13 protein-coding genes are annotated in these 13,726 nt (G+C 61.0%); 11 read left to right on the top strand and 2 right to left on the bottom strand.

Going from position 1 to position 13,726, the window contains the following annotated elements:
* Window positions 1–270: Clp protease N-terminal domain-containing protein (locus H6B51_RS07420; RefSeq protein ID WP_243421181.1), on the bottom strand; the 270-nt coding region annotated here is incomplete at its 3' end.
* A gap of 263 nt (window positions 271–533) precedes the next feature.
* On the opposite strand from H6B51_RS07420, the gene H6B51_RS07415 reads away from it, so the two are divergent.
* The 11 genes from H6B51_RS07415 to cls all read left to right on the top strand — a co-directional run bounded on the left by H6B51_RS07415 (window position 534) and on the right by cls (window position 12,404).
* Window positions 534–704, top strand: a complete 171-nt coding sequence (locus tag H6B51_RS07415) for a DUF362 domain-containing protein (protein WP_087341111.1) — start codon at window positions 534–536, stop codon at window positions 702–704.
* 88 nt (window positions 705–792) lie between these two features.
* Window positions 793–2,088: a branched-chain amino acid transport system II carrier protein gene (brnQ, locus tag H6B51_RS07410; protein ID WP_204883076.1), complete on the top strand. Its 1,296-nt coding sequence runs from the start codon at window positions 793–795 to the stop codon at window positions 2,086–2,088.
* A 140-nt stretch (window positions 2,089–2,228) separates the two neighbouring features.
* Window positions 2,229–2,948, top strand: a complete 720-nt coding sequence (locus H6B51_RS07405; protein ID WP_335342123.1) for a glycoside hydrolase family 25 protein — start codon at window positions 2,229–2,231, stop codon at window positions 2,946–2,948.
* 38 nt (window positions 2,949–2,986) lie between these two features.
* Window positions 2,987–3,901: a UDP-N-acetylmuramate dehydrogenase gene (gene murB, locus H6B51_RS07400; RefSeq protein WP_204883074.1), complete on the top strand. Its 915-nt coding sequence runs from the start codon at window positions 2,987–2,989 to the stop codon at window positions 3,899–3,901.
* A gap of 11 nt (window positions 3,902–3,912) precedes the next feature.
* Window positions 3,913–4,773, top strand: coding sequence for an RNase adapter RapZ (gene rapZ, locus H6B51_RS07395; RefSeq protein WP_204883073.1), 861 nt, complete (start codon window positions 3,913–3,915; stop codon window positions 4,771–4,773).
* Window positions 4,774–4,786: 13 nt separating this feature from the next.
* Window positions 4,787–5,803: a gluconeogenesis factor YvcK family protein gene (locus H6B51_RS07390; protein WP_204883072.1), complete on the top strand. Its 1,017-nt coding sequence runs from the start codon at window positions 4,787–4,789 to the stop codon at window positions 5,801–5,803.
* Between the two features lie 11 nt (window positions 5,804–5,814).
* On the top strand, window positions 5,815–6,708 hold the full coding sequence (gene whiA / locus H6B51_RS07385) for a DNA-binding protein WhiA (RefSeq protein WP_204883071.1): 894 nt from the start codon (window positions 5,815–5,817) through the stop codon (window positions 6,706–6,708).
* A 28-nt stretch (window positions 6,709–6,736) separates the two neighbouring features.
* Window positions 6,737–7,018: a hypothetical protein gene (locus H6B51_RS07380; RefSeq protein WP_204883070.1), complete on the top strand. Its 282-nt coding sequence runs from the start codon at window positions 6,737–6,739 to the stop codon at window positions 7,016–7,018.
* Between the two features lie 43 nt (window positions 7,019–7,061).
* The gene (locus H6B51_RS07375; RefSeq protein ID WP_204883069.1) at window positions 7,062–7,346 is read left to right on the top strand and encodes a hypothetical protein; all 285 of its coding nucleotides are present in this window, start codon (window positions 7,062–7,064) and stop codon (window positions 7,344–7,346) included.
* A 12-nt stretch (window positions 7,347–7,358) separates the two neighbouring features.
* Window positions 7,359–10,835: a DNA polymerase III subunit alpha gene (locus H6B51_RS07370; protein WP_204883068.1), complete on the top strand. Its 3,477-nt coding sequence runs from the start codon at window positions 7,359–7,361 to the stop codon at window positions 10,833–10,835.
* A 24-nt stretch (window positions 10,836–10,859) separates the two neighbouring features.
* Window positions 10,860–12,404: a cardiolipin synthase gene (gene cls, locus H6B51_RS07365; protein ID WP_204883067.1), complete on the top strand. Its 1,545-nt coding sequence runs from the start codon at window positions 10,860–10,862 to the stop codon at window positions 12,402–12,404.
* Between the two features lie 45 nt (window positions 12,405–12,449).
* Here the strand turns inward: cls and H6B51_RS07360 are convergent, their stop codons facing one another.
* Complete coding sequence (locus H6B51_RS07360; protein ID WP_204883066.1) at window positions 12,450–13,571, bottom strand: ABC transporter ATP-binding protein; 1,122 nt, start codon at window positions 13,569–13,571, stop codon at window positions 12,450–12,452.
* Window positions 13,572–13,726 lie beyond the last annotated feature (155 nt).

Raw genomic sequence — 13,726 nt, 5'->3', positions numbered from 1 at the left:
CCCCACCAGGTCGGCCACCCCCTTCTTCAGATCCTCCGGACCCAGGCCGGCGGCCTGGAGCACCTTGGCCGCCACCCCCTGGCCCTCCCGGGCCAGCCCCAGCAACAGGTGCTCGCTCCCCACATAGCCGTGACCCAGCTCAGACGCGCTCTCCTGGGCCAGCCGGAGGGCCGTCTGGGCCCGCTGGGTGAATCGGGTGTCGCTCATGGTCTCACCTCGCCGTTCTCTCCTCCAGGGGAGGAACAGACGCTTGCGCTTTACGGGCTTCATTGGGTTTCTCACGCCCCTTTTCCTTTGTTCTACGGGTATGGGCCCCGCTTCGGGGCGCCCCGTTCAGTTCGGGCGTAAGACTGCCCGCCGCCTCCATGCGGAAGCTGGATGTTTGATCCATGGTATCGCTCCCTTCCCGCCTGGCTCCGTTTCTAGTTTTACCCGCCAGGAAAAAATATACCCATAGTCCAGTAATTTTAGCATTGCATTTTTCAAAAGTTATGATACAATAGCGTTAGCTTTAGAGTTTGGAGGTGGATCCGATGGCCTATGTCATCAGCGATTCTTGCGTGAGCTGTGGCGCTTGCGAGGGTGCTTGCCCCGTGGGTGCTATCTCTCAGGGCGATGACCACTACGTGATCGACGCTGGTTCCTGCATTGATTGCGGTTCTTGCGCCGACACCTGCCCCACGGGTGCTATTTCCCAGGGCTAATTGGTACATCCAATCAAAAAACAGCGGCATACCGATGGTATGCCGCTGTTTTTCCACATATACGCCGTTTTGCCGTTGGAAAGGAAGAATGGACATGCAGCTGAGGGGAAAGGGCCTGCTCCTGGTGGGCCTTACGTTATTTTCCATGTTCTTTGGGGCGGGCAATCTGATCTTCCCACCGGGCATCGCCGCCCAGGCGGGGACTGCCACCTGGGCCGCTTTCCTGGGGCTGTCCATCAGCGCGGTGGGCCTGCCAGTACTGGGCGTGGTGGCCGTGGCCCGCTCCGGCGGTCTGGACAAGCTATGTGGCCGGGTACACCCTCTCTTCTCCCTGGCCTTCACCATTGCCGCCTACCTGGCCATCGGCCCCTGCCTGGCCATCCCCCGCACCGCCACCACCTCCTTTGAGATGGCCCTCCCCCTGCTGCACGGGTTGGAGGTCCCTCAGGCCCTGCTGCGGCTGGTCTACTCCCTGGTGTTCTTCGCCGCCGCCCTGGCCCTGGCTCTCCGGCCGGAAAAGCTGTCCGACCGGCTGGGCAAGATCCTCTGTCCCATCCTGGTTGCCCTCATTGTGGTGACCTTTGTGGGATGTCTGGTCAATCCTCTGGAGGGCTACGGATCCGCCTGCGGTGACTACCTTACTCACCCGGTGGTGAAGGGCTTCCTGGAGGGCTACCAAACCATGGACACCATTGCCGCCCTGGCCTTTGGAATCGTCATCGCCGTGAACATCAGGGCCCGGGGAGTGGAGGAAGAGAGGGCCGTGGTACGAGGCACCATCTGGGCGGGCTTCATCGCCGGGGCCATGCTGCTGGCGGTCTATGCCATGCTGGCCCATGTGGGAGCCCTCTCCGGCGGGGCCGTTCCCAACCCCGCTGACGGAGCCGCCGCCCTCACCAACGTGGTGGGACTGCTCTTCGGCCCCATGGGCAACGCCCTGCTGGCGGGTATCTTCCTCATCGCCTGCTTCAACGTGTGCGTAGGACTCATCAGCTCCTGCGGAGAGTTTTTCCACAGTCTGTTCCCCAGGCTGAGCTACAGGAGCTGGGCGGCCCTCTTCGCCCTGGTGAGCATGGTGATCTCCAACGCTGGCCTGGCCCAGATCATCTCGGTGTCCGCCCCGGTACTGGGTGTGCTCTATCCCATGGCCATCATGCTCATCGCCCTGTCCTTCTTCCAGACCCGGCTGGAGGGACGGCGGCTGGTCTACCCGGTGACCATTCTGTTTACCGGCGTGGCCAGTCTGCTTTACGCCCTGCTGGACGCCGGACTTCCCCTCTCCTTTTTGAACGCAGTTCCCTTGGCCTCCATAGGCCTGGGCTGGGTACTCCCCGCCTTGGCCGGAGTCGTGCTGGGGCTCATCCTCTCCGGCCGCAAAAAATGACCGTTTCCGGGATACCGCCACGGCGGTATCCCGTTTGTTTTTGCTTGCCTTTTGTCCCGCTTGCGGGTATGATAAGATAGTATGAATTTAACTATGAACTGGTGATGCTTTTGAGATCCTTTCTGCGCATACTGCGATGGGTGGCTTTGATCCTGTTGATCCTTACCGCAGCCGTCCTTCTGACGGTGTGGCTTCTGCGCTGGCGGGGCCTGATCCTCTTTTCCCATGAGGCCGCCCCAGAGCAATGGGAGGTCTTTGGGGTGGACGTCTCCTCCTACCAAGGCACGGTGGATTGGCCGGTGCTGGCTGGACAGGGAGTGGATTTTGCCTTTATCAAGGCCACCGAGGGCTCCACCCTCCAGGATAAGGCTTTTGCGGACAACTGGTCGGGAGCCCAGGCTGCCGGGGTACGGCCAGGCGCCTACCATTTTCTCAGCTATGACAGTCCCGGAGAGACCCAGGCGGAGAATTTCATTTCCATGGTTCCGGTCACCGACGGCGCCATGCCGCCGGTGGTGGATATTGAGTTCTACGGGCCCTACCTCAAAACACCTCCGGACAAGGAGCGGGTTCAGGCCATTCTGGATCCCCTGCTGGCCGCTCTGGAAGCCCACTACGGGGTGAAGCCCATCCTCTACGTGACCTATCGCTCTTTTTACTCCTATCTCAACGAGGCCAAGTACGCCGACTACCCCATCTGGTGCTCCAGCCCCACCGTGTTCCCCCTGGTGCCCCGATGGGACTTCTGGCAGTATTCCCATTCCGCCCAGTTGGATGGCTACCACGGGGCCCAGACCCGCATTGACCTGAATATCTTCCGGGGCAGTCAGGAGGAATTTGAGTCCTTCGGTTTGAGATGATCTGATTGCCCACCACCCATTCCGCCAAGGAGGCTTATATGGATCGTTTTACCTCTCTTATCCAACAACTGAAGCAGACCGTCCCCGGCCTGGAGCTGCGGGAGAACGAACCCATGAAGTCCCACACCACCTTCCGCATCGGCGGCCCCGCCCGGCTCATGGCCCTGCCCAAAAACCGGCAAGAGGCTATCGCCGCTGTCCGAGCGGCCAGAGTCCTGGGTATCGCGCCCTTCTTCCTGGGGAACGGCAGCGACCTGCTGGTGTCCGACCAGGGCTATGACGGCTTTATTCTGAAAACCGCCGGACTGGACGGTCTGGAGAGCACAGAAGGCGGCTTGCGGGCTGAGAGCGGACTCCTGCTGGCCCGTGTGGCCAACGCCGCCTTGGACCTGGGTCTCACCGGCCTGGAGTTCGCCCACGGCATTCCCGGCAGCCTGGGGGGCGGGGTGAGCATGAACGCCGGGGCCTACGGTGGGGAGCTGGTGCAGGTGCTCACCGCGGTCACCTTCCTGGACGGTCAGGGAGACGTTCAAACCCTCCCGGCAAGGGAATGTCAGCTGACCTACCGCCACAGCCTGTTCAGCGACCACCCGGAGTATCTGATCCTTGCGGCTCAGTTCGCCCTGACCCCCGGAGACCAGGGGGTCATCAAGGCCCGTATGGAGGAGCTGATCCAAAAACGGCGGGAAAAGCAGCCCCTGGAGCTGCCCAGCGCCGGCAGCACCTTCAAGCGGCCGGAGGGCCACTTCGCTGCCGCCCTGATCCAGGAATGCGGTCTGAAGGGCGTTGGCATCGGCGGAGCTCAAGTGTCGGAAAAGCACAGCGGCTTTGTGGTCAACCGGGGAGGCGCCACCGCCGACGACGTACGGCGGCTCATGTCCCTGATCCAGGAGACCGTCCTCCGGGAGACCGGAGTGGTTCTTGAGCCCGAAGTGAAGTTTTTGGGATTTTGAGGTGAGTTGCCATGGATTTTATCATCATTTCCGGCCTGTCCGGCGCGGGCAAAAGCAAGGCGGCCTCCTTTCTGGAGGATATCGGCTTTTATGTGGTGGACAATATGCCCGCCCCGCTGATTCCCAGGTTTGCCGAGCTGTGCATGGCCACCCCCGCCCGATATGACCGGGTGGCCCTGGTCACCGACATCCGGGGAGGCCAGACCTTTGACGGCCTGTTCTCCGCCCTGGACGAGCTGCACACCATGGGCTGCGATTACAAGATCCTCTTTGTGGAGGCCAGCGTGGAGACCATCATCAAGCGATATAAGGAGACCCGCCGGGGCCACCCCCTGGCGGCTTCCGCCGACTCCCTCAACGAGGCCGTCCAACTGGAGCGTACCGTCCTCTCCCCCGTTCGCCAGCGGGCAGAGTACATCATTGATACCACCGCCCTGTCAACCGCCAAGCTACGGGGTGAGATGCTGCGGCTCTTCGGCCACAGCGGCGATACGCCGGAGATGACCGTCAATGTCACCTCCTTCGGCTTTAAGTACGGCATCCCCATTGAGGCCGATCTGGTGTTTGACGTGCGTTTTCTCCCCAACCCCTACTACATTGCCGAGCTCCGCCACCAGACCGGCCTGGACGCGGGAGTGTACGACTTTGTGTTCGGCTACCGTCAGACCGCTGACTTCATGAATTATCTGGAAAACCTGATCGGCTTTCTGCTCCCCCTCTATGTTGCCGAGGGCAAGACCGCCCTGGTCATTGCCGTGGGCTGCACCGGCGGCCACCACCGGTCGGTGGCCATCACCCATGCCCTGGCGGAGTTCATCAAGCAGAAGGGCTATCAGGCCGCGGAAAATCACCGGGATATGACCCGGGCGTAAGGGAGGACCAGCCATGTACCAATCCTTTTACGAGCGCCGCTGGGCCAACGGGCCCAAGGTGGTGGCCATCGGCGGAGGCACCGGGCTGTCCACCATGCTGCGTGGCCTGAAAAGCCACACCAAAAACCTTACCGCCATCGTCACCGTGGCCGATGACGGGGGCGGTTCCGGCATACTGCGGCAGGATCTGGGTATGCCCCCGCCGGGGGATATCCGTCACTGTATGGAGGCCCTGGCCAATGCCGAACCGGTGATGCAGCAGCTACTCACCTACCGCTTTCCTCAGGGCTCAGGCAATCTCACCGGTCAATCCTTCGGCAACCTGATCCTGGCCGCCCTCAACGGCATCTCCGGCTCCTTCGACGAGGCGGTGACCCGTATGAGCCAGGTCTTGGCCATCACCGGCCGGGTGCTGCCGGTGACCACCGCCGATGTGGTGCTGGAGGCTACCTTTGAAAACGGCACCAGGGTCCAGGGAGAGTCCAAGATCTGCGACTTCAAAAAGGCTCAGGACTGCCGTATCGAATCCGTCCGTCTGCTGCCCGAGCACCCCTCCGCCCTGCCTGAGGCTGTCAAGGCCATTCAGGAAGCCGATCTTATCCTGCTGGGCCCCGGCTCCCTGTACACCAGCGTCATCCCCAACCTGCTGGTGGACGGCATCGCCCAGGCGGTCTGCGCCGCCCGCTGCACTAAGATCTATATCTGCAACATCATGACTCAGGACGGAGAAACCGAGGGCATGACCGCCTCTGACCACGTAAAGGCCCTGCTGCGCCACTCTGGTCCCGGCCTGGTGGATATCTGCCTATGCAATTCCGCCCCGGTGCGCCCGGGTCTGGTGGCCCGGTACAAGGCGGAGGACGCTGTCCCTATTGTGGTGGACAAGGACGCCATTGAGGCCCTGGGGGTGGAGCTGATCACCAGGCCCCTGGCCTCTGAGACTCTGGACTATGCCCGCCATTCCTTTGCCCGGCTTGCCGCCGCAGTGATGGATATCTACGAGGAACGGGCCAACACCCGGGTGCTGTAAGGAGGCCGGCCATGTCATTTTCCTCCCAGGTCAAGAGTGAGCTCTGCCGCGTCCCCCTGAACCGGACCTGCTGCGCCCAGGCGGAGGCCTACGGAGTGCTCCTGTTCTGCTCCCTGTCCACTCCCGCCCAGGTGCGGATCACTACCGAGTCTCCGGAATTTGCCGGCCGCCTGCCCACCCTGTTTCAGAAAGCCTTCCAGACGCGCTTTGACCGTCTGCCCGCTGCGGGGGCGGGAAAGCGCGTCTTTTCCATCACCCAGCCGGATAAGCTGTCCACCCTGTGGGCGGTTTTTGGCCACGACCCGTCGGAGGCCCTGGCCCACCACATTAACTTTGCCGTGCTGGAGGAGCCGCATTGCCGCTCCGCCTTCCTCCGCGGGGCTTTTCTGGCGGGTGGCTCAGTCACCGACCCGGCCAAACGTTACCACCTGGAGCTGTCCACCTCCCACCTGTCGGTGAGCCGGGAGCTCCACGCCCTGCTGCTGGAAATGGGATTCTCCCCCAAGGAGAGCCGCCGCAAGGCCAACGCCATCACCTACTTCAAGCAGAGCAACGCCATTGAGGACGTGCTTACCGCTATGGGGGCCCCTTTGTCCGCCATGGCCCTGATGAACGCCAAGGCGGAGAAGGACCTGCGCGGGAGTATCAACCGCCGTGTCAACTGCGACGCCGCCAACCTGGACAAGGCGGTGGACGCCGCCCAGGGCCAAATGGAAGCCATTTACACCCTGGAGGCGCGCGGAATGCTGGAGGGCCTGCCGGACAAACTCAAGGAGGCAGTGGATCTGCGGATGGCCCACCCGGAGCTCACCCTGTCCCAACTGGCCGAGCTGTGTGACCCTCCTGTGTCCAAATCCGCCTTCAACCACCGGCTGCGCAAGCTGATGATGCTGGCAAAGAGATAATCTTGTATTTTTGAGAGGATGTGCTGTCATGAAAGTAGACCGCAAATGGCTGACCATCCCCGCGGTGCTGTGGGGGATCTGGGCCCTGGCGGGCCTGGCCATTCTTTTTATCCCCACGCCCCCCGCCTGGTTCTTCCCCGTCTTTCTGGTTGGGCTGATCCCGGTGGCCTTTCTGACCATACTCTGTCTCAGCCGGCTGCGCTGCCCCCACTGCGGGGCCAGCCTGTTCAGCCTGACCAAGCGCACCCTGGAGACCCGGAGCGACCGCACCTGCTGCGCCCAATGCGGTAACGAGGTCAAGTTGGACTGAGCCGCCCCTCTTTGCTGCCCGCTCATTTGGAAAGGAGGTTTCCATGCGCCGTTCCTCCCGTCTCTATCTCCTGCTAAGCTGTCTCAGCCTGGCCGCCATGGTAGCCGGAGCGTTCCTTGACGTCGGGCGGCCGGTCGCGCTGGCTCTGGTTTTCGGTGGGCTGGCCTGCCTGCTGCTCTTTCTCATTCTGCTGGGGCTCTCCCTGGCAAAGCGGTGTCCACACTGTGGCTGGCCCATTCCGGCCCGGTTTGGGACCCATACCCAAATCAATATCCGCCGCTGTCCCCGGTGTGGCGCCATTCTGAAAGACCACAGCGCCCGCAACTAAGGAGGTAACCCCATGTCCTTTGTCCACCTGCATGTCCATACCGAATTCTCCCTGCTGGATGGGGCCTGCCGTATCCCCCTGCTGGTCAAACGGGTAAAGGAACTGGGCCAGCCCGCCGTGGCCATCACCGACCACGGGGTTATGTACGGGGTGGTGGACTTCTACAAGGCCTGCAAGGCAGAGGGGATCAAGCCCATTATCGGCTGCGAGGTATACGTGGCCCCCCGGGGCCGTACCGACCGGGTCCATGAGCTTGACGCCGGAGCTTACCACCTGATCCTCCTGTGCCGCAACGAGGAGGGCTACCGTAACCTCTGCTATCTGGACTCCTGCGCTTTTACCGAAGGCTTCTACAACCGCCCCCGCATCGACAAGGAGCTGCTGCGGCAGCACGCCGGGGGGCTCATCGCCCTGTCGGCCTGCCAGTCCGGGGAGGTGCCCCGACGCATTCTGGCGGGAGATTATCAGGGCGCCAAGGCCATCGCCCTGGAAATGCGGGCGCTCTTTGGAGAGGATGGCTACTACCTGGAGCTCCAGGACCACAACCTGCCCAACGACCCGGCCATCAATCAGGGACTCATCCGTATCCACCAGGAGACCGGGATTCCCCTGGTGGTCACCAACGACGCCCACTACCTCCGCCGGGAGGATGCCCGAACCCAGGACATCCTCATGTGCATCCAGATGGGCAAGACGGTGGACGACCCCAATCGACTGAAGATGGAAACCAGCGAGCTCTACATCAAGTCCACCGAGGAAATGGCCGCCCTCTTCCCAGAATGGCCGGAGGCGGTGGAAAACACGCTGAAGATTGCCGATCTGTGCAATATGGACTTTCAGTTCGGCACCTATCATCTGCCGGAATTCAAGCTGCCCGAGGGATACACCGATGGGGATTCCTATTTTCAGATGCTGTGCGAGGAGGGCTACGCCCGCCGGTACCCTGACGATCCAAGCGGTTACCGGGACCGGCTGACCTACGAGATGGGAGTCATCCGGCAGATGGGCTTTGTGGATTATTTCCTCATCGTCTCCGATTTTATTGGGTATGCTAAAAGCCAGGGCATCCCGGTGGGCCCGGGACGCGGCTCGGCGGCGGGCTCCATGGTGGCCTACTGCATGAACATCACCAATGTGGACCCCATGAAGTACTCCCTCTTCTTCGAACGGTTCCTCAACCCGGAGCGGGTTACCATGCCCGACATCGATATCGACTTCTGCATCCGCCGGCGGCAGGAGGTCATAGAGTACGTCCAGGACAAGTACGGCTCCGACCATGTAGCTCAGATCGTCACCTTCGGCACCATGGCCCCCCGGGCCGCCATCCGGGACGTGGGCCGGGCCCTGAACATCCCCTATGCCGAGGTGGATACTGTGGCCAAGCAGGTGCCCACCAGAGGGCCGGACAACAAGCCCATCACCATGGACACCGCGTTGCAGCTGTCCAAGCCGCTGCGGGACGCCTACGAGGAAAATCCCCAGGTCAAGGGTCTTATCGACACCGCCAGAGCCATCGAGGGGATGCCTCGCCACGCCTCCACCCACGCCGCCGGGGTGGTCATCACCCGCCGGCCGGTGGTGGACTACGTGCCCCTGGCCAAAAACGACGACTCGGTGGTCACCCAGTACGTCATGACCACCCTGGAGGAGCTGGGCCTGCTCAAAATGGACTTTCTTGGTCTGCGCAACCTGACCGTGCTGGAGGACACCATCGCGCTGGTGCGGAAGACCCGGCCCGACTTTTCCCTGGCGGATATTCCCGACGATGACCGCTCGGTCTTTCAGATGCTGTCCGACGGCAAAACCTCCGGAGTGTTCCAGATGGAGTCCACCGGCATGACCGGTGTGTGTGTGGGACTCAAACCCCACAGCCTGGAGGATATCACCGCCATCATCGCCCTCTACCGTCCCGGCCCCATGGTATCCATTCCCCGGTTCATCGCCTGCAAGCACAACCCCGGCCAGGTGAAGTACAAGCACCCCACCCTGGAGCCCATCTTGTCGGTGACTTACGGCTGTATCGTTTATCAGGAGCAGGTCATTGAGATCTTCCGCCAGCTGGCGGGATACACCATGGGACAGGCCGACATGGTGCGCCGGGCCATCTCCAAAAAAAAGCGGGCCCAGATCGAAAAGGAGCGCCACACCTTCGTCCACGGTGATCCTGACCGGAACATTGCCGGGTGTACCGCCAACGGCATCCCTCAGCAGACCGCCGAGGATATTTATGACGAGATCGAGGCCTTTGCCGAATACGCCTTCAACAAGGCCCACGCGGTAAGCTACGCCGTGGTGGCCTATCAGACCGCCTGGTTCAAATGCCACTACACCAAGGAATACATGGCTGCTCTCCTTACCTCGGTGCTGGACTCCAGCGAAAAGGTAGCCGAGTATATCGCCGAATGCAAGGAATGCGGCATCCCCCCTCTGCCTCCCGATATCAACGAGTCGGAAGCTGATTTTACCGTATCCGGTCAAAATATCCGTTTCGGCCTGGCGGCGGTCAAGGGGGTAGGCCGGGGCTTTATCAACGACGTGCTGAAAGAGCGGCGGAAGGCTCCCTTCCACTCCTTCCCTGACTTCTGCCAGCGGATGTTCGACGCCGATCTGAACAAAAGGGTACTGGAAAGCCTCATCAAATGCGGCGCCTTTGACAGCATGGGCATCCCCCGCTCCCAGCTGCTGGACGCCTATGAGTCCCTGGTGGACACCATTGCCCAGAATAAGCGAAAAAATTTGGATGGACAGTTTGACCTCTTCGGCGGCGGTGGGGACGAGCCCCAGTCCGCCCCCCAGCTCAACCTGAAAAACATCCCGGAATTTTCCCGGCGGGAACTGATGAGCATGGAAAAGGCGACCACCGGGCTCTATCTGTCGGGACACCCCATGGACGAGTACCGGGAGCTGGTGAAGCAGCTGAAGGCCGTCTCCATTGGGGCCATTATCGCTGACTTTGATCAGGATAACGGACCCACCACCTTCCGGGATGAGCAGCGGGTGACCATCGCCGGTGTGGTGTCCGCTTCCCGCACCCGCACCACCCGAAACAACACTCTGATGGCCTATGTCACGCTGGAGGACGATACCGGCTCCATGGAGCTGCTGGTATTTTCCAAGGCTCTGGGGGAGAGCGGCCCCTATCTGAAAGAAAATGTGCCTCTGCTGGCCGAGGGCCGCATTTCGGTCCGGGATGAAAAAGCCCCCCAGCTCATGTGCGACCGCATCCGACCTCTGGACCACATCAACAGCGATGCTCCTCCTCCGGCGGAGCGGGCGCAAAGCAGGCGGCTTTATATCCGCATACCCAGTGTGGATGATCCCCGATGGGCCCGAATCCGGCTGGTGCTCACCATGTTTCCCGGTAGGGAGCAGCTGAAGGTGCGCTGCGCCGACACCGGCAAGCTGTTGGCCGCTCCCTGCCTGATTCATCCCGCCCTGGTGGCCGAACTGGAGGAGCTGCTGGGTCAGGAAAATGTAGTGGTCAAGTAACCCTTTCGCCAAAAGGAGGCCCCCTTGAACGTCAAAAAGCTAACCTCATGCCTCTTTCAGCGGACGGTCATTGTCTCCCTGCTGATCCTGCTGCAATTGCTGGTGCTGCTGGTACCCACGGTTTGGATCTCCAGCTATTATGTCTATGTCTACTGGATCTGCGTGCTCCTGTCCGCTCTGGCAGTGCTGATCATCGTCAGCCGTCAGACCGATCCGGGCTACAAGATCGCCTGGATCATCCCCATCCTGCTCTTCCCCATGTTCGGCTGGCTGCTCTATCTGCTGTGCGGCGGCAACCGCCTGTCCCCCCGTCAACAGCGGAAGATGGCAGGTATGGACCGCACTATGCTGGAACAGCTGGAAGAGGACAATAAAGCGGAGCAGCTGGCCTCACTGGGAGCGGACGAGGTCACCCTGGCCCGCTACCTGGAGCACTGTGCCCGCTGCCCGGCGTACACCAACACCTGGACCCGGTATTTTCCCCTGGGAGATACCCTCTATCCTGTTCTCCTGGAGGAGCTGCGCAAGGCGGAACGATACATTTTCCTGGAGTACTTCATCATTGCCCCCGGCCGGTTCTGGGACAGCGTGGTGGATATTTTGAAGGAGAAGCACGCCGCCGGGGTGGATGTTCGGGTGATTTATGACGACGTAGGCTCCTTGGCAACCCTGCCAGCTTACTTTTCCACCCAATTTGAGGAAGAAACCGGCATCCCCTGCTGCTGCTTCAATCCCTTCCGCCCAGTGATTTCCATCCGCATGAACAACCGGGATCACCGTAAATTCTGTATCATCGACGGACATACCGCCTTCACCGGCGGCATCAATCTGGCCGACGAGTATATCAACCAGAAAATCCGCTTCGGCCACTGGAAAGACAGCGCCATCCTGGTGAAGGGGGAGGCGGCCTGGAGCATGACGGTTATGTTCCTCACCATGTGGGAGTATATCCGGGAGGTAAAGGAGGATTACCACGCCTTCCGGCCAGCCTCCCTGCCGCTGGAGGCCCGGCTGGGGAAGGACTGCTTTGTCCAGCCCTATACTGACAACCCGCTGGATAATGAACCTGTGGGAGAGTCGGTTTATCTCCATCTGATTGCCCGGGCCAGGAAGTATATCTACTTTATGACGCCTTACCTGGTGGTAAGCAGCGCAGTAAATACGGCTCTATGCAACGCCGCCAAATCGGGGGTAGACGTGCGCATCATGACCCCCCATATTCCGGACAAGCGCACCGTTTTTGAGCTTACCCGAGCCCACTATCAGCCCCTGCTGGAGGCTGGGGTCACCATTCTGGAGTACACTCCCGGCTTTGTCCACGCAAAAAATGTGGTGGCTGACGACAAGTACGGAGTGGTGGGTACCATCAATATGGACTACCGCAGCATGTTCCTTCACTTTGAGAACGCTGTGCTCCTCTATCGGGACCCCTCTATTCTGGACATCAAGGCCGATTTCCTTGCCACTCAGCTCCAATGCACCCCTATCACCCTGGATCGCTGTCTGGACCGGTCCTGGCCCCGGCGGCTGTTCCGCTCGATCCTCCGGGTATTGGCTCCTCTGGCATGAAAAATTCCCCGGCGCAGCAGCGCCGGGGAATTTTTCATGGATGGATCAGTACAGCAGGTTCTTATCGGTCTGGGGATCAAACAGATGAACCAGCTCAGGACGGAAGGCAAAATTGATCTCGGTGCCGTAGGGGATACCGGCCCGGTGCTCCTCGGGCAGGTCAGTGGTGGGAATGCGCAGCACCACGTCCTTGCCAGCGGCAGTCACATGGAGATAAACCTCGCTGCCCATCATCTCGGACACATCCACCTTGCTGGACACGGTGTGAGGACCGGCCACGGAAGCGAAGGAGATATGCTCGGGACGGATACCGGCCACGATGTCCATCTCACCGGCGCCCTTGTCGGAGAGGATCTTCTGAGCCTTGTCAGCCAGCTCGATAACGGCGTCGGCCACAGCGATCTGATACTTGCCATCCTTCTTGATGAGCTTGCCGTCGAAGAAGTTCATCTGGGGAGAGCCGATGAAGCCGGCCACGAACAGGTTGGCGGGGCGGTCAAACACCTCTTGCGGCGTGCCGATCTGCTGGATGAAGCCGTCCTTCATGATAACGATGCGGTCACCCAGGGTCATGGCCTCGGTCTGGTCGTGGGTCACGTAAATGAAGGTGGTATTGATGCGCTGGCGCAGCTTGATGATTTCCGCGCGCATCTGGTTACGCAGCTTGGCGTCCAGGTTGGACAGAGGTTCGTCCATCAGGAAGACCTGGGGGTCCCGGACGATGGCACGGCCGATGGCTACACGCTGACGCTGGCCGCCGGACAGAGCCTTGGGCTTGCGCTCCAGGTACTGGGTGATGTCCAGAATGGCCGCGGCCTCCCGCACCTTCTTGTCAATCTCCTCCTTGGGTACCTTCCGCAGCTTCAGAGCGAAGGCCATGTTCTCGTACACCGTCATATGGGGATACAGAGCGTAGCTCTGGAACACCATGGCGATATCACGGTCCTTGGGCTCCACATCGTTCACCCGCTTGCCGCCGATGATCAGGTCGCCCTCAGAGATGTCCTCCAGGCCGGCCACCATCCGCAGGGTGGTGGACTTGCCGCAGCCGGAGGGACCTACCAGCACGATGAACTCCTTGTCGGCAATCTCCAGGTTAAAGTCGTGCACAGCGGTCACCTTGTTGTCGTAGATCTTCTTGATGCCTTTCAGAACCACAGTTGCCATATGCGTGAGCCGTAAGGGCAATGCCTCCGCAAATACCCTCTTATCCGGGGAGAGCGAAACTCCCGGGACATTACGACAGGTCTCCACACTGCCGCACCGCCGGCCCGGCGGAATTCCTCCTTTTTTACGACTCCCCCTGCCCTATGGGAATGGAG

Source organism: Pseudoflavonifractor phocaeensis, from assembly GCF_016901955.1.
GTDB lineage: Bacteria > Bacillota > Clostridia > Oscillospirales > Oscillospiraceae > Flavonifractor > Flavonifractor phocaeensis_A.
The sequence above is the reverse complement of the archived record's forward strand: the minus strand, read 5'-3'. Positions and strand labels throughout refer to the sequence as shown.

What these genes read in the sequence shown, in the direction of transcription:
- H6B51_RS07415 (WP_087341111.1), top strand. Translation starts at nt 534, where the DNA reads ATGGCCTATGTCATCAGCGATTCTTGCGTGAGCTGTGGCGCTTGCGAG.
- brnQ (WP_204883076.1), top strand. Translation starts at nt 793, where the DNA reads ATGGACATGCAGCTGAGGGGAAAGGGCCTGCTCCTGGTGGGCCTTACG.
- murB (WP_204883074.1), top strand. Translation starts at nt 2,987, where the DNA reads ATGGATCGTTTTACCTCTCTTATCCAACAACTGAAGCAGACCGTCCCC.
- rapZ (WP_204883073.1), top strand. Translation starts at nt 3,913, where the DNA reads ATGGATTTTATCATCATTTCCGGCCTGTCCGGCGCGGGCAAAAGCAAG.
- H6B51_RS07390 (WP_204883072.1), top strand. Translation starts at nt 4,787, where the DNA reads ATGTACCAATCCTTTTACGAGCGCCGCTGGGCCAACGGGCCCAAGGTG.
- whiA (WP_204883071.1), top strand. Translation starts at nt 5,815, where the DNA reads ATGTCATTTTCCTCCCAGGTCAAGAGTGAGCTCTGCCGCGTCCCCCTG.
- H6B51_RS07380 (WP_204883070.1), top strand. Translation starts at nt 6,737, where the DNA reads ATGAAAGTAGACCGCAAATGGCTGACCATCCCCGCGGTGCTGTGGGGG.
- H6B51_RS07375 (WP_204883069.1), top strand. Translation starts at nt 7,062, where the DNA reads ATGCGCCGTTCCTCCCGTCTCTATCTCCTGCTAAGCTGTCTCAGCCTG.
- H6B51_RS07370 (WP_204883068.1), top strand. Translation starts at nt 7,359, where the DNA reads ATGTCCTTTGTCCACCTGCATGTCCATACCGAATTCTCCCTGCTGGAT.
- H6B51_RS07360 (WP_204883066.1), bottom strand. Translation starts at nt 13,571, where the DNA reads ATGGCAACTGTGGTTCTGAAAGGCATCAAGAAGATCTACGACAACAAG.